Below are 16,752 nucleotides of genomic sequence, written 5' to 3'. Positions count from 1 at the left end.
TGATCCCATGCTGAAAAATCTGCTCACCGGCGCGCTGGTCGCCGGGGTGGCGTCCGGCCTCGTGGCCGCGGCGCTGCAATTCGCATTCGTCATTCCGCTGATCCTGGAAGGCGAACTCTATGAAACCGGGGCGCGGATCCACTTCGGCGCGAGCTCTCCGCAAAGTCCGGCGGGGTCGCCCGGGCTGGGCGGCGACTGGTCGCGTCACCTGATGACGGTCACCTTCGACGTGGTGAGCTATACCGCCTATGCGCTGATCCTGACCGGCCTCATGGCGCTGGCGATGCGCCAGGGTCACGGCGTCGACGCGCGGCGCGGCGCGGTCTGGGGGCTTGCGGGCTTCCTCGCCGTGCAGCTCGCCCCCGCGATCGGCCTGCCCCCCGAACTGCCGGGCACCATCGCGGGCGAGGTCGGGCCGCGCCAGGCGTGGTGGACCTTCGCGATCCTCGCGACGGCGGTGGCGCTCTGGCTCTTCGCCTTCGTGCCGCGCGCTTGGGCGATCGGGCTGGGGGTGATCCTGGTGCTTGCGCCGCACGTGATCGGGGCGCCGCATCTCGACACCTACTTCGGTGTCGCTGCCCCCGAGCTTGCCGCCGAATTCGCGACCCGCTCGCTGGGTTTCGCGGCGATGGGGTGGGTCGTGCTGGGCACGATCGCCGGCGCGATGCTCGGACGCGAGGCCTAGGCCGGGATGCGCCCGATGAGCTTGAAGCGCAATTCACCAAGGGGACGGGCATCGGTCACGATGCCCTTCTTCGCCGCGTCGAAAAGCTCGAGAAACAATTCGACCTCGTCCACGAGGGCGGGGTCGACATCCCCGAACAGGTACGCGGCCTTGCCTTCTTCGCGCACCGACAGGCAGACCGGCCGCGCGCAGGCGTTCATGCAATGCGCCCGTGTCACCGGCATCCGCGCCTCGAGCGCATCGGCCAGAGCGGTGCCCCCGTCGCACCCGATGCAGACAGCCACGCGGCCCGCCATACCCTTTCCTTCCACGCCGTTTCGGGCGACAAGCCCCTAACGCCCCATAACGGAGACCACCATGCGTGCCAAGATTCCCGCCACGGTCGTCACCGGCTTTCTCGGCGCCGGCAAGACCACCCTCATCCGCAACATGCTGCAGAATGCGAACGGCAAGCGGATCGCGCTCATCATCAACGAATTCGGCGACCTCGGGGTCGACGGCGACATCCTGAAGGGCTGCGGGGACGAGACCTGCACCGAGGACGACGTGATGGAGCTGTCGAACGGCTGCATCTGCTGCACGGTGGCTGAGGATTTCGTGCCGACGCTGGAAAAGCTCCTCGACCGCGACACGCCGCCCGATCACATCGTGATCGAGACCTCCGGGCTGGCCCTGCCCCAGCCCCTGGTGCGCGCGTTCCAGTGGCCCGACATCTCGACCCGCGTGACGGTCGACGGCGTGGTGACGGTCGTGGACGGCAAGGCGGTGGCCGAGGGTGTCTTCGCCTCCGACCTCGCGGCGGTCGAGGCGCAGCGCCGGGCCGACGAGAACCTCGACCACGAAACACCGCTCTCCGAGCTCTTCGAGGACCAGATCGCCTGCGCCGACATGATCGTGGTGAACAAGACCGACCTGCTCGGCGCGGACGAGGCCGAGGCGCTGACCGGCAAGCTGTCTGGCGAAGCGCGCCAGGGCGTGCAGGTGGTGAAGACGTCGATGGGCGTGCTCCCGATCGAGGTGCTGCTGGGCCAGGGGGCCGCGGCGGAGACCGACATGACGGGGCGCGACGCGCTGCATCACCATCATCACGACCACGATGACGAGGACCACGACGACCATCACCACCACGATCACGACCACGACGACTTCGAGAGCTTCGTGGTCGAGCGCGGCGAGATCGGCGACCCCAAGGCCTTCGCCGAACAGGTGGCCGACGTGATCCGCGCCCACGGCATCCTGCGGCTCAAGGGTTTCGCGGCGGTGGAGAACAAGCCGATGCGGCTCACGCTGCAGGCGGTGGGGCCCCGCGTCGACACCTATTTCGACCAGCCCTTCGGCGCCAACCCGCGCCAGACGCGGCTCGTCGTCATCGGACAGGCCGGGCTCGACCGCGCGGCCATCGAGACCCTGCTGCGCGCCTGATGCTGATCGTCGAACCGGCCAACCCGCTCGACCCGGCGCCCGCCGCGCTGCTGGCCCGGGCGCAGGCGCTGCAGGCAGCGACCTATGCGCCCGAGCACAACCACGCGCTGCCGACCGAAGCGCTGGCGGCCCCGGACATCCGTTTCTTCGCCGCGCGCGAAGGCGACACGGTGCTGGGGGTCGGCGCGCTCGCCATCCGCGCGGGCTATGGCGAGGTGAAGGCGATGTTCACCTCTGACGCCGCGCGCGGCAAGGGCGTGGGCGCGGCGCTCCTGCGCGCGATCGAGGATACGGCGCGCGAGGAAAAGCTCCCCGTGCTGCACCTCGAGACCGGCGAGGAACTCGAGGCTGCCGTGCGCCTCTACGAGCGCCACGGTTTCGCCCGCTCCGGCGCCTTCGGGGATTACATCGACGATGGCGTGAGCCTGTTCATGTCCAAGCCGCTGACATGACCTTTCATCTTTCCGAAAATACGCAAAGCCCACCTCTCCACCCGCACGAAAGCCAGACCTGATGCACCTGCTCGCCGCCACACCCGGCCAGATCGACGACGGGAAAGAGGCCGTCGACCTCGCCCAGACCCCGGCGGACGTGGTCTTCATCTCGGCCGCCGATACGGAGCTTGCCGCGCTGTCGGCGGCGCGGGCCGAGATGGAGGGGGCGCCGTCGCTGCGGCTGGCCAACCTCACCCATCTCAACCACCCGATGTCGGTGGACCTTCACATCGACGACTGCGCCAAACGCTCCCGTATGGTCATCGCGCGGGTCCTGGGCGGCACGGGCTACTGGCGCTACGGGGTCGAGCAATACGCGGCGCATCTCGCCGAGGCCGGGGTGCCGCTCGCGCTCCTGCCCGGTGACGACAAGCCGGATGCCGAACTGGCCGCGCTCTCGACCGTGACGGAAGAGGATTACGCCGCGCTCTGGGCCTATCTCGTGGAGGGCGGGCCGCAGAACGCGACGAATTTCCTCGCTTACGCGCGTGCCATGCTGGACGGTGGTGAAAAGCCCGCGCCGGCCAGCCCGCTCCTGCGCGCCGGCGTCTACTGGCCCGGCGCGGGGATCGCGGACCTCGGCACGATCCGCGAGGCATGGACCCCGGACGCGCCGGTCGTGCCGCTCGTCTTCTACCGTGCCCTGGTGCAGGGGGCGGGGCTGAACCCGATCAACCGGATGGTGAAGGCACTTCTGCGCCAGGGGCTGAACCCGCTTCCCGTCTTCGTCGCTTCTCTGAAAGACCCGGTGTCGACCGCCACGCTCGAACACCTGTTCTCCGAGGCGCCGCCGAGCGTCATCCTGAACGCGACCTCCTTCGCCGTGGGCAGCCCGCACCAGGGCGACGACAGCCCCGCCAATCCGCTCGCCATGCCGGCGGCGAACGACGCGCCGGTGTTCCAGGTGGTGCTCTCGGCAAGCTCCGAGGAGGCCTGGGCCGAGGGGCTCAACGGCCTGTCGGCGCGCGACATCGCGATGAACGTGGCGCTGCCGGAGGTCGACGGCCGCGTGCTGACCCGCGCGATCAGCTTCAAGGGCGAGGCGTATTACGACGACGCCACCCAATGCGCCATCGCCACCTACCGTGCGCAGGGCGACCGGATCGACTTCGTCGCGCGGCTGGCGGCGAACTGGGCAACGTTGCGCGCCACGCCGGCCGAAGAGCGCCGCGTCGCGCTGGTGCTGGCCAATTATCCCAACAAGGACGGGCGGCTCGCCAACGGTGTCGGGCTGGACACCCCCGCCGCCACGGTCCACGCGCTGAACCTGCTCGCGGACGCGGGATACCGGGTCCACGGCGCGCCGGAGGACAGCGATGCGCTGATGCAGGCGATCCTGGCGGGGCCGACCAACTGGCTCACCGACCGGGCGGAGCGCGCGGGCGGGGTCGAGCTCAGCATGGCCGACTACCAGATCGCCTACGGCCAGCTGCCGTGGGAGGTGCGCCGGCGCATCGAAGAGCGCTGGGGCAAGCCGGAGGCCGATCCGTTCTACGAGCCGGGCGAGGTCGATTGCGGGCGCTTCAAGCTGTCCGTCCTGACGTTCGGCCACGTGGTCGTGGGCCTCCAGCCCGCGCGCGGCTACAACATCGACCCGACCGACAGCTACCATTCGCCCGATCTCGTGCCGCCGCACGGCTACCTTGCTTTCTACATCTGGCTGCGCGACGTGCACCGGGCCAATGCCATCGTCCACATGGGCAAGCACGGCAACCTCGAATGGCTGCCAGGCAAGGCGCTGGCCCTGTCCGAGACCTGCCTGCCCGAGGCCGTGCTGGGCCCCATGCCCCACGTCTACCCGTTCATCGTGAACGACCCGGGCGAAGGCACGCAGGCCAAGCGGCGCACGCAGGCGGTGATCATCGACCACCTGACCCCGCCGCTGACGCGGGCGGAGACATACGGGCCGCTCAAGGACCTCGAAGCGCTGGTCGACGAGTATTACGAGGCGGCGGGCGTCGACCCCCGCCGGATCGACCACCTGCGGCGCGAGATCCTGTCGCTCACCGCCGCCACCGGGCTCGACGCCGACGTGGGGATGTCGGGCGAGGACGAGGACACCGACCTCGCAAAGCTCGACGCCTATCTCTGCGAACTCAAGGAAGCGCAGATCCGCGACGGGCTGCACGTTTTCGGTCAGTCGCCCGAAGGCCGCCTCGAACGCGATCTCGTGCAGGCGCTCGTGCGCGTTCCGCGCGGGGACGGGAAGGGCGCCAACGCTTCGCTCATCCGGGCCCTGGCGGCGGATTTCGGCATGGCTTTCGATCCGCTCGACTGCGACATGGCCGCCCCGTGGGAGGGCCCGCGTCCCGCGCCGCTCGCGGGTGGCACCTGGCGCACGAACGGCGACACGGTGGAGCGGCTGGAAGCCTTCGCCGCGCGGCTCATCGACGGCGAAGTGGCCCCTCCCGGGCCGGTGAGCGGCGCCGTCACGGAGGCGATCGCCACCACCGTCCGCCCATCCGTCTCCGGCTGCGGTCCGGGTGAAGGCGCGGGGCTTCTCACCGCGCTCGAGGGGCGTTTCGTCGCCCCGAAGCCCTCCGGCGCGCCCACGCGCGGACGGCTCGACACGCTGCCCACCGGCGGCAACTTCTTCTCCGTGGACAGCCGCGCGGTGCCCACGCCCACCGCCTGGGCGCTGGGCTGGAAATCCGCGAACCTGCTGATCGACAAGTACCTCCAGACCCATGGCGACTGGCCGCGCACCATGCTGGTGACCGCCTGGGGCACCGCCAACATGCGCACCGGCGGGGACGACATCGCGCAGGCGCTGGCGCTCATGGGGGTGAAGCCGACCTGGGACGCCGCAAACCGCCGCGTCACGGGGTTCGAGATCATCCCCAACACGGCGCTCGGCCGCCCCCGCGTGGACGTCACGCTGCGCGTCTCGGGCTTCTTCCGCGACGCCTTCCCCTCGCTCATCGCGCTGGTCGACAGCGCGGCCCGCGCGGTCCAGAAGCTCGATGAGCCCGAGGCGGACAACCCCGCCGCCGCCCGCGCCCGCGCGGGCGAGGCGCAGGCGCGGGTCTATGGCTCCAAGCCCGGGGCTTACGGCGCGGGGCTGCAGGCGATGATCGACGAGAAGCTGTGGGAGCGCAAAGGCGACCTGGCCGACGCCTACCTCGACTGGGGCGGCTACGCCTACGGGGCCGATGCGACCGGAACCCGCGACCGGGAGGGGCTGGAACAACGGCTCGGCCAGACCGAGGCGATCGTGCAGAACCAGGACAACCGCGAACACGACCTGCTCGACTCCGACGATTACTACCAGTTCGAGGGGGGCGCGGCCGCCGCGGTGTCGACGCTGCAGGGGCGCGAGCGGCCGATCTTCCACAACGACCACTCCCGCCCGGAACGCCCCGTGATCCGCACGCTGGACGAAGAGATCGGCCGGGTGGTGCGCGCGCGCGTGGTGAACCCCAAGTGGATCGACGGGGTCAAACGGCACGGCTACAAGGGCGCGTTCGAGATCGCGGCGACGGTCGATTACCTCTTCGCCTTCGCGGCCACCACGGGGGCGGTGAAGAGCCACCATTTCGACCTGGTCCACGCGGCCTTCCTCGAGGACGAGGACACGCGCGACTTCATCGCCGAGCACAACGCCCCCGCGCTGGCCGAGATCGCGCAGCGCCTGCGCGAGGCGATGGAGCGCGGGCTCTGGACGCCCCGGTCCAACTCCGCGCGCGCGCTCATCGACCAGCTCGCCTGACCGGCGCTCAGCCGCAGGCGAGCCGCGCTTCGATCACCGCGTGGTCGCCCTTGAGCGTGCCCTTCCAGACCCGGCACCCGGTGGCCTGCCGGATCGCGACCCTGGCCCGGTCGTGCACGACCGAGAGGCGCGGCCTGAATTCGCGCGAGGTTCGGATCACCTCGACCCGGTCGTCCACGCGCCACACCGCGAAGGTGCTGCTTTCGACCGTCACCTCCTGCTGCGCGCCGGACATGAACTTCGGGCTCGGGCTGTTGCAGGCGGCGAGGGCCACGAGGGCGAGGGGGACGAGACGGCGCATGGCCCGATCCTCCTTCCCGATGGTTAACATGCCGTTAATCGGACCCCGCGCGCCCTTGCCATCGGCGCCGCCCCGGCCCACTCTGGCGCTCCGCCAAACAGGGAGGCCCGGATGAGCGAAGACACCGACCGCCACGCGCAGAAGATGGCCAAGAAGAAGGCCGCGCGCGACAAGATCATGGCCACCAAGACCGAGGAGAAGGGGCTGATCATCGTCCATACCGGCAAGGGCAAGGGCAAGAGCTCGTCCGCCTTCGGGATGATCTTCCGCGCCATCGCCCACGGCATGCCCTGCGCGGTCGTGCAGTTCATCAAGGGCGGCATGGGCACCGGCGAGCGCGACCTGATCGAAAGCCGGTTCTCCGACCTGTGCCAGTTCCACACGATGGGCGAGGGCTTCACCTGGGAGACCCAGGACAAGTCGCGCGACATCGAGATGGCGCAGGCCGCCTGGGAGAAGTCGAAGGAACTGATACGCGACCCGGCGAACCGCATGGTGCTGCTGGACGAGATCAACATCGCGCTGCGCTACGACTATCTCGACATCGACGAGGTGGTGGAATTCCTGGTCGAGGAAAAGCCCGACATGACCCACGTCATCCTCACCGGGCGCAACGCCAAGGACGACCTGATCGAGATCGCCGACCTCGTGACGGAGATGGAACTGATCAAGCACCCGTTCCGCGCCGGCGTGAAGGCCCAGGCGGGCGTCGAGTACTGAACGCTTCTGCCGTGGGCGCGGCCCGCGGCGGTCCGTCCGGGGCGCGGTCCGCTTCTCTGTTTCGGAAATACCTTCTGGGGTGAGCGCGCAGCGCGAGGGGGCAGACGGCCCCCTGCGGCGGCCGGGCCCGGCGCGGGTTGCCTGGTCCGTGCGCGGGCCGGTGTGACCTGACGCCGCGTTCGGGGGTGACAGGGCGCGCGCGCGCCCTATCCTCTGCGCGAAGGGAGGCCTCCATGACCCAGTATCCACATCTTCTCGCCCCGCTCGACCTCGGTTTCACCACGCTGAAGAACCGGGTGCTGATGGGTTCCATGCACACCGGCCTCGAGGAGCGCGGCGACTGGAACCGGGTGGCCGAGTACTACGCCGCGCGGGCGCGCGGCGGGGCGGCGCTGATGGTGACCGGGGGTATCGCGCCCAACCCCGAGGGGGGCGTCTTTCCGGGGGCCGCCGGGCTCTACACGCCCGAGGACATCGCCAACCACAAGATCGTCACCGACCGGGTGCACGAGGCGGGCGGCAAGATCGCGATGCAGATCCTGCATGCGGGCCGCTATGCCTATGGAAAGGATTGTGTGTCGGCGAGCCCGATCAAGTCGCCGATCTCGCCGTTTCCGCCCAGGGAGCTGGACGAGGAGGGGATCGAGAAGCAGATCGCCGATTTCGCGACCGCCGCGGTGCGGGCACGCGAGGCGGGGTATGACGGGGTCGAGGTGATGGGGTCCGAGGGCTACTTCATCAACCAGTTCCTCGTTACCCACACCAACAAGCGCGAGGATCGCTGGGGCGGCTCGTACGAGAACCGGATGCGCCTGCCGATCGAGATCGTGAAGCGGGTGCGCGAAGCGGTGGGCGAGGATTTCATCATCATCTACCGGCTGTCGATGATCGACCTGGTGCCCAACGGCTCCACCTTCGACGAAGTCGTGCAGCTGGCCCAGGAGATCGAGAAGGCCGGGGCCACGATCCTCAACACCGGCATCGGCTGGCACGAGGCGCGGGTGCCCACGATCGCGACCAGCGTGCCGCGCGCGGGCTGGGCCTGGGTCACGAAGAAGCTCATGGGCAAGGTGGGTCTGCCGCTCATCACCTCGAACCGGATCAACACGCCGGAGGTGGCCGAGGAGCTGCTCGAGGGCGGCGCGGCCGACATGGTGTCGATGGCGCGCCCGTTCCTGGCGGATGCCGATTTCGTGGTGAAGGCGGCCGAGGGGCGCGGGGCGGAGATCGCGCCCTGCATCGCCTGCAACCAGGCCTGCCTGGACCACACCTTCTCGGGCAAGATGACCTCCTGCCTCGTGAACCCGCGCGCCTGCCACGAGACCGAGCTTGTCATCGCCCCGGCCGAGACGCCGAAATCGGTGGCCGTGGTCGGGGCAGGACCCGCGGGGCTGTCCGCCGCGATCACGGCCGCCGAGCGCGGGCATCGCGTGACGCTGTTCGACAAGGCCGACCGGCTGGGCGGCCAGCTTCACATGGCGGCCGCGATCCCGGGCAAAGAGGAATTCCAGGGGCTGATCGCCTGGTTCGAGACGATGGTCGAGAAATGGGGGATCGAGACGCGGCTCGGCAGCGCGGCCGGGGCCGACGATCTTGCCGGGTTCGACGAGGTGATCGTGGCGACCGGGGTCAACCCGCGTGACCCGGGGATCGAGGGGCAGGGGGGCGACAACGTCCTGTCCTACATCGACGTGCTTCTGAACAAGGCGCCCGTGGGTGAGCGCGTGGCGATCGTGGGGGCCGGCGGCATCGGCTTCGACGTGGCCGAGTTCCTGACGCATCAGGGCAAGAGCCCGACGCTCGACATCGACCTGTGGCGCGAGGAATGGGGGGTGTCCGACCCGGCCGAGGATGCCGGCGGGCTCGACCCCGAGGGGCCGCATCCCGCGCCCTCGCCGCGTCACGTGACGCTCATGCAGCGCAAGGCGAAGGCGCTGGGCAAGGGGCTGGGCAAGACGACCGGCTGGATCCACCGCGCGAGCCTTCGGATGAAGGGGGTCGAGATGGTGGGCGGCGTGAACTACGAACGTATCGACGCCGAGGGGCTGCATGTCTCGAGCGGCGAGGGGCGCGAGGACCCGCGCGTGGTCGCGGCGGACACCATCGTGCTCTGCGCGGGCCAGGTGAGCGAGCGCAGCCTGGCCGACGCGCTGGCCGAGCGGGGCGTGACGGCGCACGTGATCGGCGGCGCGGACGTGGCCGCCGAGCTCGATGCGAAGCGCGCGATCGACCAGGGCACGCGGTTGGCGGCCTCGCTCTGAGGCCGGCGAACGCGCCCTAGACGGGGCGGGTGCGCAGGAAGAGGTAGAGCGGGAAGCCGCAGGACACGCCGATGAAAAGCGCCGCGGGGATGGCCCAGAGCGCCGACCAGTTCCGGCGCACCGCGGTTTCCGCGATGATCCAGATCGTGAGCGTCGCCCCGGCGATCATCAGGTCGATGGCCATGCCGGTCACCGCGGGCCCCTGCGTCCATTGCGCGAACAGCCCCGAAAGGCTGGCCCCGTCCGAGGTCAGGTATGTCATGAAGTGCCACATCGGCCAGATGGCACCGACGACGGCGAGGGCGAGGTAGAGAAGGCGTAGCTTGGACATGCCCCGATTACGGCCCGAAGCCCGGTCCGGATGCAAGATCGTTCACCCGTTCCCCGGCGGCTCGAACCGGACGAGCACGGTGAACGGCTCTTCGGTGACCGAGCGCATGAGCTGGAAGACGCGGATTTCCAGCTGCCCGGGCAGGTTGCCGATGAACTGCCGTTCGTTGCGGGCGTCGTAGTAGCCGGGGACCGTGAGCGACACGTTGATGCCGTCGAGCACTTCGAGGCTCAGGTTCTGGCCCTGGGGGAAGCGCAGGTCGTAGCACACCACGCCGTCGGGCGGGGCGATCCCCTCGATCCGGGTGTCGCCCTCCATCTCGACCGGCGTGCAGGTCTGGGCCGTCGCCGGCTGGAGCGACAGGAGGAGCGCGGCGCAGAGATATGCGGCGGCACGGAGCATGTCTCCAGCTTGGCGCGTAGACGCTCCAAGGCAAGAAAAATCACGCATCGGGCGCCCGTCGGGCGGTCGATCGGCAAGATTTTTCGGCATGTTCCGCGATCCGCGTTAGACTGGTCCAAGGCAAAGGGAGGTTCGCATGTATGCGTTTCGACGGTTCGCCGTGCGCCGGTCGCGCCAGTTCGAGTGGCTCTACCAGGTCTTGGAGCGGGTGTTGGTCGGGCTCGATCCCATCCTGTCGCGCATCGGCTACGGGCGGCTCGAGCGGCCGATGGCCTTCGTCGAACGGCACGTGAAAGGGCTCATGTTCGACTGCAGGATGTGCGGGCAATGCGTCCTGTCCTCGACCGGCATGTCCTGTCCGATGAACTGCCCCAAGCAGTTGCGCAACGGCCCCTGCGGCGGGGTGCGCCCGGGCGGGTTCTGCGAGGTGAAGCCCGAGATGCGCTGTGTCTGGGTGGAGGCCTGGGACGGCGCCTCGCGCATGAAGCACGGGGACAAGATCCGGGTGGTGCTGCCGCCGGTGGACCGGACGCTCGAGGGCAGCTCGGCCTGGCTTCGCGCCAGCCGTGAACGCATCCAGGCGATCCAGGGCGGTGACGACGCGAACCGGACTGCGCTGGCCGATGCCTACCCGGAGGCGCGGGAGAGCGCGCCGACCTCGGCCCCGCTGACGGCGGAGCCGGGCAAGGGGGGTGCATCATGAGCAAGTTCTTCGAAGATCCCAACGCGATACGGCCCTACGAGCCGATCCCGGACGGCCATGTCTCCGGCAGCCTTCTGGAACGTGCGCTCAGGGCCGGGGAGTTCGCCGTCACGTCGGAACTGAACCCGCCGGACAGCGCCGACCCGGAAGACGTGTTCGAGGCGGCGCGGCCCCTGGCCGAGGTCACGGATGCGATCAACGCGACCGATGCGTCGGGGGCCAATTGCCACATGTCGTCGATCGGGATCTGTTCGCTGCTCACCCGGACCGGGCACGGGACGGTCTACCAGATCTCGTGCCGGGACCGGAACCGGATCGCCATCCAGGGCGACGTGCTGGGGGCGGCCGCGATGGGGGTGCGCAACGTGCTGTGCCTGACCGGCGACGGCGTGGGGGCGGGGGATCAGCCCGGCGCGAAGCCGGTCTTCGACCTCGATTCCGTGTCGCTGATCCGGCTGATCCGCACCATGCGCGACACCGGGCAGTTCCTGTCGGGGCGCAAGATCACCAAGCCGCCGCGGCTGTTCATCGGGGCGGCCGAGAACCCCTGCGTCGATCCAGTCGACTACCGCGCGGACCGGCTGGCCAAGAAGGTCGAGGCGGGGGCGGATTTCATCCAGACCAACTACATCTTCGACATCCCGCGCTTCGAGCGGTTCATGGAGCGGGTGCGCGACATGGGGCTCGGCAAGCGGGTGTTCATCCTCGCGGGCGTCGGCCCGCTGGCCTCGGCGAAGGCGGCGCGCTGGATGCGCTCGAACGTGCCGGGCCTGCACATCCCCGACAGCGTGATCGAGCGGCTGGAGAAGGCCGAGAAACCGGGGGACGAGGGGCGAAAGATCTGCGTCGAGCTGATCCAGCAGATCCGCGAGATTCCGGGCGTCTCGGGCGTGCACATCATGGCCTACCGGCGCGAACACCTGGTGGCCGACATCCTGCGGGAGGCCGGGATCGCGCGGATGGCGAAGGCGGGCTGAGCGGTCGTCCGGCTCAGCCCAGGGCGGCGCGCCAGCGGGCGATCTGTTCGCGCACGCGGGCGGGCGCCGTGCCGCCGTAGGAGATGCGCGAGGCGACGCTGGCGTCGACGGTGAGCACGTCGAACACGCCCTCGGTGATCCCGGCGTGAACCGTCTGCATCTCTTCGAGCGACAGGTCCGGCAGGTCGCAGCCCTTGGACTCGGCCATCGCGACGAGCGACCCGGTGACGTGGTGGGCGTCGCGGAACGGCAGCCCCAGCTCGCGCACCAGCCAGTCGGCCAGGTCGGTGGCGGTAGAGAAGCCGGAGGCGGCCGCGGCGGCCAGCGCGTCCTTGTTGGCGGTCAGGTCCGAGACCATGCCGGTCATCGCCGCGAGCGACAGCATCAGGTTGTCGGCGGCGTCGAAGACCTGTTCCTTGTCCTCCTGCATGTCCTTGGAATAGGCCAGCGGCAGGCCCTTCATCACCGTGAAGAGCGCGACCATCGCGCCCATGATCCGGCCGATCTTGGCGCGGATCAGCTCGGCGGCGTCGGGGTTCTTCTTCTGCGGCATGATCGACGAACCGGTCGAGAAGCGGTCGGACATGGTCACGAAACGGAACTGCGCCGAGGACCAGATCACCAGCTCTTCGGAGAACCGGCTCAGGTGGACCGCGCAGATCGCCGCGTTCGACAGGAATTCCAGCGCGTGGTCGCGGTCGGACACGGCGTCGAGCGAGTTGGCCATCGGACGGTCGAAGCCGAGCGCCTCGGCGGTCGCGTCCCGGTCGATGGCGAACCCGGTGCCGGCCAGGGCGGCGGCGCCAAGCGGCGACTCGTTCATCCGTCTGCGGGCGTCCTCGAAACGCGACTTGTCGCGGGCGAACATCTCGACATAGGCCATCATGTGGTGGCCCCAGGTCACCGGCTGCGCGGTCTGCAGGTGCGTGAAGCCGGGCATGACCCAGTCGGCCCCCGCCTCGGCCTGGTCGAGGAAGGCGCGGATCAGCGCGTCGAGCCCGTCGATCGCGGCATCTACCTGGTCGCGGACCCAAAGGCGGAAATCGGTGGCCACCTGGTCGTTGCGCGAGCGCGCGGTGTGAAGCCGGCCGGCGGGTTCGCCGATCAGCTCCTTCAGCCGGGCTTCCACGTTCATGTGGATGTCTTCGAGGGCGGTGGAGAACTGGAATTCGCCGTTCTCGATTTCTGACAGAACCGTGAGGAGCCCTTCCCGGATCGCCTCGGCATCTTTATCAGAGATGATGCCCGTGGCCGCCAGCATCGCGGCATGGGCACGCGAGCCGGTGATGTCCTGCGGGGCCAGCCTCTTGTCGTAGCCGATGGACGCATTGATCGCTTCCATGATCGCGTCGGGCCCTGCGGCGAAGCGTCCCCCCCACATGGCGTTGGCGGTTTTTTTGTTGTCTGATGTCATCGCAAAGGCCCTGGAGATCCACATGATCCTACGTTCCGCCCTGCTATACGCGGCCCTTCTGTTGGGTGCAAACATCGCCCATGCCGACATGGCGGATATCGCCGCGCTGCGCGATGGCGACATGAAGAAACTGATGTTCCACGAGGCGGCCAAGCCCGCCGGGACCGCCAACTTCGAGACCCCGGAGGGCGAGGTTCACACGCTCGAAGATTACCGCGGCAAGGTGGTGCTTCTGAACTTCTGGGCCACCTGGTGCGCGCCGTGTCGCGAAGAGATGCCTTATCTCGATGCGCTTCAGGCGGAATTCGGCGGCGACGATTTCGAGGTCGTGCCCGTGGCGACCGGGCGCAACCGGGTCGCGGGAGTGAAGAAGTTCTTCGGTGAGGTCGGGGTCGAGAACCTTCCCATCCTGCTTGACCCGAAACAGGCGCTGGCGCGCGAAATGGGCGTCATGGCGATGCCGGTGACGGTGCTTCTGGACCGCGAGGGCAACGAGATCGCCCGGCTCATGGGTGACGCGCACTGGGCCTCGGACAGCGCGAAGGCGATCGTCTCGGCCCTGATCGCCGACGGCGGAGGCAGCTGAAAACGGGGCGTGTTTCCGTCGCGCCCGTATTGACAGCCACAGCGCACGCGGCTTCCCTTGAAGCGGGAGGGAACGCACATGCCGCTTTGGCTTCTGGGTATCATCGTCGTCGTCGGTCTGACCGCGATCTGGGTGTTCATGCGGCTTTACGGCTTCGACAAGTCGCTGAAGCTGACCCACGAGATGGCGGGACAGGAATTCACCACCGACAATCCCGGCCTCGTGGCCGAGGACATCGTGCTGGCCCGCTCGGGCCAGGCGGCGCTGATCCGGGCGGCGGGCGACACATACGTGCTCTGGGTCATGGGGCAGGACGTGGCGACCCACAACCTGGCCCGCGCCCGCGTGACCGAGGCGCCGGAAGGCGTGACCCTGAGGCTTCCCGATTTCGCGGCCCCCAAGGTCACGATCCATCTCACCGATGACGAGAAACGCACCTGGCTTCCCCTGATCGAGGCGGCGAACTGATGGACCTGTCGCAGCTCACCTACCCGGATGTCGTCTCGCTCGCCGTGCCGCTCTTCGTCACCGCGATCCTGGTCGAGGTGACGTGGATCTTCGTGAAGGGGCGCGGCGGGCGCTACGAGTCGCGCGACGCGATGACGAGCCTCGCGATGGGCGTGGGCAACGTCGTGTCCGGCATCGTCCTGGGCTTCATCACCTTCGGCTTCTTCATGTGGCTGTGGCGGATCACGCCGCTCGACCTGGGGTCGAGCTGGTGGGTGGTGGCGCTGTGCTTCGTGCTGGACGACCTGCGCTACTACTGGGTGCACCGCTTCGGGCACCGGGTGCGCTGGGTCTGGGCCAGTCACGTGAACCACCACTCGTCGCAGCACTACAACCTGACGACGGCGCTGAGGCAGACCTGGACCGGCACCTTCACCTTCATGATGATCGTGCGCGCGCCGCTGGTTCTGCTGGGTTTTCACCCGGCGATGATCCTCTTCGTGGGCGGTCTCAACCTGATCTACCAGTTCTGGATTCACACCGAGGCGATCGGGAAGATGCCGCGCTGGTTCGAGGCGGTGATGAACACGCCGTCGCACCACCGTGTCCATCACGGGCGCAACCCGCGCTACCTCGATGCCAATTACGCGGGTGTCTTCATCGTCTGGGACAAGCTCTTCGGCACCTTCGTGCCCGAGCTCGAAGAGGACCGGCCGGATTACGGGCTGGTCCACAACATCGGCACGTTCAACCCGCTGCGCGTGGCGTTCCATGAATGGGTGGCGATCTTCCGCGACTGGGCCCAGCCCGGGATCACGTGGCGCGACCGTCTGCTCTATGCCGTGATGCCGCCCGGCTGGCGCCACGACGGCACGGGCGGCGGATCGGAGCGGCTCAAGCGCGACTACGTGGCAAGTCACCCGGAGGCCGCCGGCACGCCGGGGTTCGAGGCCTACGGGCCGACCTCGGCGTCCGCCTCCATCGCCAGCCCGCCGCCGGGACCGCGCGCCCAGAGCCGCTGATCGTCGCGGCAGAGCGTCGCCGTCTCCGTGTGGCCGAGCGGCGCGACCGCGCGGAAGGAGAACGCGGTGAGCGGCCCGAGCGCGCGCGCGGCCTTCAGCATCAAGAACTGGGCGAGAAGCGGACCGTGGGTCACGAGGCCGGGATACCCCTCGACCTCGCGGGCATAGTCCAGGTCGTAATGGATGCGGTGCCCGTTGAAAGTCAGCGCGGAGTAGCGAAACAGGAGCGTGCTGTCGAAGCGCACATCCTCGGCGTTGACGTCCGCGGGCGCCTGCCGGGGTGCGGGGGCCAGGGCGTCCGGATCGGGATCTTCGCGATAGACGAGGTCCTGGAATTCCCGCACGCAAAGCGCGCCCGCCTGCACGATGTCATGGCGCAGGGTGACGAATGCGAGCGGCCCGGTGCGCCCCTGCTTGCGCTGGGTCGACACGACGGTGGAGTGTTTCTCTGCGGGCACCCCGGCGCGGAGCGGTGCGGCGAAGGTCAGTCGGCCCCCGGCCCACATGCGCCGCGGCAGGCCCATGTCCGGGATGAGCCCCGTGCCGGTCCGCGGATGCCCGTCGCGGCCCAGCCCGTCGGCGGGCACGGGATCCCAGAAATAGACCTGGTGGAAGAAGGGCGGCAGCGGATCGCCCTTGGCGAACCTCTCCGCGCGCCCCAGCGTCACGGCCAGCGCGTCGGCGCGCGCCGGGTCCATCACGTCGCGGATCACGCCCCCGTCTCGGCCCGCAGGCGCTCCATCAGCGCGGTGAGGAACTTCATCGACACCTCGCTCTTCAGCCGCCCGTCCTCGTCGAAGGCCTCCTTGGAGTTGCCCACCAGCACCTCGGGCCCGTAGACGAGGTTGGGGCGGAACGGCATCATGCACAGCACCAGGTTGTGCATCGCGCGCGCCCCGCCGGAGATGCCCGACGACGCGGCGATCAGCGACACGGGCTTGTCCTTCCAGGCGTTGCCCTCGCAGCGCGACACCCAGTCGAGCGCGTTCTTGAGCACGCCGGGGATGTTCTTGTTGTACTCCGGGCTGGAGATCACCACCGCGTCCGCCCCGGCGATCTGGTCGTTGAGCCGAAGCACGCTGTCCGGAATGCCCGGCCCGTCCTGGATGTCCTGGTTGAAGACCGGGAAATCGATGTCGGCCTCGACGTAGTCGCAATCGCCGAAGGCGCGCGCGGCCTCCTTCAGGAGCAGGCGGTTCGTCGAGGCTTTACGCAGGGCACCGGGGATGCCAAGCAAGGTGGGTCGGGACATACGGAACTCCTTTGACTTCCTGTGTA

18 protein-coding genes are annotated in these 16,752 nt (G+C 69.0%); 11 read left to right on the top strand and 7 right to left on the bottom strand.

What is annotated here, in order from left to right; translation table 11 throughout:
• Positions 1 to 7: 7 nt before the first annotated feature.
• Positions 8 to 685 (top strand): CbtA family protein, encoded by a 678-nt coding sequence (locus tag GQE99_RS11205; RefSeq protein WP_161351709.1) that lies wholly within the window; start codon positions 8 to 10, stop codon positions 683 to 685.
• Here the strand turns inward: GQE99_RS11205 and GQE99_RS11200 are convergent.
• Entirely contained in the window at positions 682 to 981 is a 300-nt protein-coding gene (locus GQE99_RS11200) for a DUF1636 family protein (protein WP_161351708.1), read from the bottom strand. The genes GQE99_RS11205 and GQE99_RS11200 overlap by 4 nt on opposite strands.
• 61 nt (positions 982 to 1,042) lie before the next feature.
• Here GQE99_RS11200 and cobW point away from each other — a divergent pair, with 61 nt between their 5' ends.
• From cobW to cobN, 3 genes are all read left to right on the top strand, one after another.
• Positions 1,043 to 2,107: a cobalamin biosynthesis protein CobW gene (cobW, locus tag GQE99_RS11195; protein WP_161351707.1), complete on the top strand. Its 1,065-nt coding sequence runs from the start codon at positions 1,043 to 1,045 to the stop codon at positions 2,105 to 2,107.
• The gene (locus tag GQE99_RS11190) at positions 2,107 to 2,559 is read left to right on the top strand and encodes a GNAT family N-acetyltransferase (RefSeq protein ID WP_161351706.1); all 453 of its coding nucleotides are present in this window, start codon (positions 2,107 to 2,109) and stop codon (positions 2,557 to 2,559) included. The genes cobW and GQE99_RS11190 overlap by 1 nt, the downstream gene beginning before the upstream one ends.
• 61 nt (positions 2,560 to 2,620) lie before the next feature.
• Positions 2,621 to 6,310, top strand: a complete 3,690-nt coding sequence (gene cobN / locus GQE99_RS11185; RefSeq protein WP_161351705.1) for a cobaltochelatase subunit CobN — start codon at positions 2,621 to 2,623, stop codon at positions 6,308 to 6,310.
• A gap of 7 nt (positions 6,311 to 6,317) precedes the next feature.
• On the opposite strand, the gene GQE99_RS11180 is transcribed toward cobN, so the two are convergent.
• Positions 6,318 to 6,611: a putative periplasmic lipoprotein gene (locus GQE99_RS11180; protein WP_161351704.1), complete on the bottom strand. Its 294-nt coding sequence runs from the start codon at positions 6,609 to 6,611 to the stop codon at positions 6,318 to 6,320.
• Positions 6,612 to 6,722: 111 nt separating this feature from the next.
• Between GQE99_RS11180 and cobO the strand changes: the two genes are divergently transcribed.
• Together cobO and GQE99_RS11170 are read left to right on the top strand one after the other, a co-directional pair.
• Positions 6,723 to 7,331 (top strand): cob(I)yrinic acid a,c-diamide adenosyltransferase, encoded by a 609-nt coding sequence (gene cobO, locus GQE99_RS11175; RefSeq protein WP_161351703.1) that lies wholly within the window; start codon positions 6,723 to 6,725, stop codon positions 7,329 to 7,331.
• A gap of 233 nt (positions 7,332 to 7,564) precedes the next feature.
• The gene (locus tag GQE99_RS11170) at positions 7,565 to 9,592 is read left to right on the top strand and encodes an NADPH-dependent 2,4-dienoyl-CoA reductase (RefSeq protein ID WP_161351702.1); all 2,028 of its coding nucleotides are present in this window, start codon (positions 7,565 to 7,567) and stop codon (positions 9,590 to 9,592) included.
• Positions 9,593 to 9,608: 16 nt separating this feature from the next.
• Here the strand turns inward: GQE99_RS11170 and GQE99_RS11165 are convergent, their stop codons facing one another.
• Both GQE99_RS11165 and GQE99_RS11160 read right to left on the bottom strand, forming a co-directional pair.
• Positions 9,609 to 9,923, bottom strand: a complete 315-nt coding sequence (locus GQE99_RS11165) for a DUF2834 domain-containing protein (RefSeq protein WP_161351701.1) — start codon at positions 9,921 to 9,923, stop codon at positions 9,609 to 9,611.
• Positions 9,924 to 9,965: 42 nt separating this feature from the next.
• Positions 9,966 to 10,325 carry a hypothetical protein gene (locus GQE99_RS11160; protein ID WP_161351700.1) on the bottom strand — a complete coding sequence of 120 codons (360 nt, stop codon included), beginning with the start codon at positions 10,323 to 10,325 and terminating at the stop codon, positions 9,966 to 9,968.
• Between the two features lie 136 nt (positions 10,326 to 10,461).
• Here GQE99_RS11160 and GQE99_RS11155 point away from each other — a divergent pair, with 136 nt between their 5' ends.
• Together GQE99_RS11155 and GQE99_RS11150 are read left to right on the top strand one after the other, a co-directional pair.
• Positions 10,462 to 11,028 (top strand): methylenetetrahydrofolate reductase C-terminal domain-containing protein, encoded by a 567-nt coding sequence (locus GQE99_RS11155; RefSeq protein ID WP_161351699.1) that lies wholly within the window; start codon positions 10,462 to 10,464, stop codon positions 11,026 to 11,028.
• Complete coding sequence (locus GQE99_RS11150; RefSeq protein WP_161351698.1) at positions 11,025 to 12,005, top strand: methylenetetrahydrofolate reductase; 981 nt, start codon at positions 11,025 to 11,027, stop codon at positions 12,003 to 12,005. Before GQE99_RS11155 ends, GQE99_RS11150 begins: the two co-directional genes overlap by 4 nt.
• Before the next feature lie 13 nt (positions 12,006 to 12,018).
• On the opposite strand, the gene argH is transcribed toward GQE99_RS11150, so the two are convergent.
• Positions 12,019 to 13,419, bottom strand: coding sequence for an argininosuccinate lyase (gene argH / locus GQE99_RS11145; RefSeq protein ID WP_161351697.1), 1,401 nt, complete (start codon positions 13,417 to 13,419; stop codon positions 12,019 to 12,021).
• A 22-nt stretch (positions 13,420 to 13,441) separates the two neighbouring features.
• Between argH and GQE99_RS11140 the strand changes: the two genes are divergently transcribed.
• From GQE99_RS11140 to GQE99_RS11130, 3 genes are all read left to right on the top strand, one after another.
• The gene (locus tag GQE99_RS11140; RefSeq protein WP_161351696.1) at positions 13,442 to 14,005 is read left to right on the top strand and encodes a TlpA disulfide reductase family protein; all 564 of its coding nucleotides are present in this window, start codon (positions 13,442 to 13,444) and stop codon (positions 14,003 to 14,005) included.
• 78 nt (positions 14,006 to 14,083) lie between these two features.
• Positions 14,084 to 14,473 (top strand): hypothetical protein, encoded by a 390-nt coding sequence (locus GQE99_RS11135; RefSeq protein WP_161351695.1) that lies wholly within the window; start codon positions 14,084 to 14,086, stop codon positions 14,471 to 14,473.
• A complete protein-coding gene (locus GQE99_RS11130) occupies positions 14,473 to 15,474 on the top strand; it encodes a sterol desaturase family protein (protein WP_161351694.1) in 1,002 nt (333 codons plus the stop codon). Before GQE99_RS11135 ends, GQE99_RS11130 begins: the two co-directional genes overlap by 1 nt.
• Here the strand turns inward: GQE99_RS11130 and GQE99_RS11125 are convergent.
• Positions 15,405 to 16,187 (bottom strand): FAS1-like dehydratase domain-containing protein, encoded by a 783-nt coding sequence (locus tag GQE99_RS11125; protein WP_328794092.1) that lies wholly within the window; start codon positions 16,185 to 16,187, stop codon positions 15,405 to 15,407. The two genes, GQE99_RS11130 and GQE99_RS11125, sit on opposite strands and share 70 nt — an antisense overlap.
• The gene (locus GQE99_RS11120) at positions 16,184 to 16,726 is read right to left on the bottom strand and encodes an NADPH-dependent FMN reductase (protein ID WP_161351693.1); all 543 of its coding nucleotides are present in this window, start codon (positions 16,724 to 16,726) and stop codon (positions 16,184 to 16,186) included. Before GQE99_RS11120 ends, GQE99_RS11125 begins: the two co-directional genes overlap by 4 nt.
• Between the last annotated feature and the right edge of the window lie 26 nt (positions 16,727 to 16,752).

The sequence above is a fragment of the Maritimibacter harenae genome, from assembly GCF_009882975.1.
In the GTDB taxonomy this organism is placed as follows: Bacteria; Pseudomonadota; Alphaproteobacteria; order Rhodobacterales; family Rhodobacteraceae; genus Maritimibacter; species Maritimibacter harenae.
This window is presented reverse-complemented; position numbering and strand designations above follow the sequence as displayed.

Coding starts and splice junctions, on each gene's coding strand:
- GQE99_RS11205 (WP_161351709.1), top strand. CDS start 8: ATGCTGAAAAATCTGCTCACCGGCGCGCTGGTCGCCGGGGTGGCGTCC.
- GQE99_RS11200 (WP_161351708.1), bottom strand. CDS start 981: ATGGCGGGCCGCGTGGCTGTCTGCATCGGGTGCGACGGGGGCACCGCT.
- cobW (WP_161351707.1), top strand. CDS start 1,043: ATGCGTGCCAAGATTCCCGCCACGGTCGTCACCGGCTTTCTCGGCGCC.
- GQE99_RS11190 (WP_161351706.1), top strand. CDS start 2,107: ATGCTGATCGTCGAACCGGCCAACCCGCTCGACCCGGCGCCCGCCGCG.
- cobN (WP_161351705.1), top strand. CDS start 2,621: ATGCACCTGCTCGCCGCCACACCCGGCCAGATCGACGACGGGAAAGAG.
- GQE99_RS11180 (WP_161351704.1), bottom strand. CDS start 6,611: ATGCGCCGTCTCGTCCCCCTCGCCCTCGTGGCCCTCGCCGCCTGCAAC.
- cobO (WP_161351703.1), top strand. CDS start 6,723: ATGAGCGAAGACACCGACCGCCACGCGCAGAAGATGGCCAAGAAGAAG.
- GQE99_RS11170 (WP_161351702.1), top strand. CDS start 7,565: ATGACCCAGTATCCACATCTTCTCGCCCCGCTCGACCTCGGTTTCACC.
- GQE99_RS11165 (WP_161351701.1), bottom strand. CDS start 9,923: ATGTCCAAGCTACGCCTTCTCTACCTCGCCCTCGCCGTCGTCGGTGCC.
- GQE99_RS11160 (WP_161351700.1), bottom strand. CDS start 10,325: ATGCTCCGTGCCGCCGCATATCTCTGCGCCGCGCTCCTCCTGTCGCTC.
- GQE99_RS11155 (WP_161351699.1), top strand. CDS start 10,462: ATGTATGCGTTTCGACGGTTCGCCGTGCGCCGGTCGCGCCAGTTCGAG.
- GQE99_RS11150 (WP_161351698.1), top strand. CDS start 11,025: ATGAGCAAGTTCTTCGAAGATCCCAACGCGATACGGCCCTACGAGCCG.
- argH (WP_161351697.1), bottom strand. CDS start 13,419: ATGACATCAGACAACAAAAAAACCGCCAACGCCATGTGGGGGGGACGC.
- GQE99_RS11140 (WP_161351696.1), top strand. CDS start 13,442: ATGATCCTACGTTCCGCCCTGCTATACGCGGCCCTTCTGTTGGGTGCA.
- GQE99_RS11135 (WP_161351695.1), top strand. CDS start 14,084: ATGCCGCTTTGGCTTCTGGGTATCATCGTCGTCGTCGGTCTGACCGCG.
- GQE99_RS11130 (WP_161351694.1), top strand. CDS start 14,473: ATGGACCTGTCGCAGCTCACCTACCCGGATGTCGTCTCGCTCGCCGTG.
- GQE99_RS11120 (WP_161351693.1), bottom strand. CDS start 16,726: ATGTCCCGACCCACCTTGCTTGGCATCCCCGGTGCCCTGCGTAAAGCC.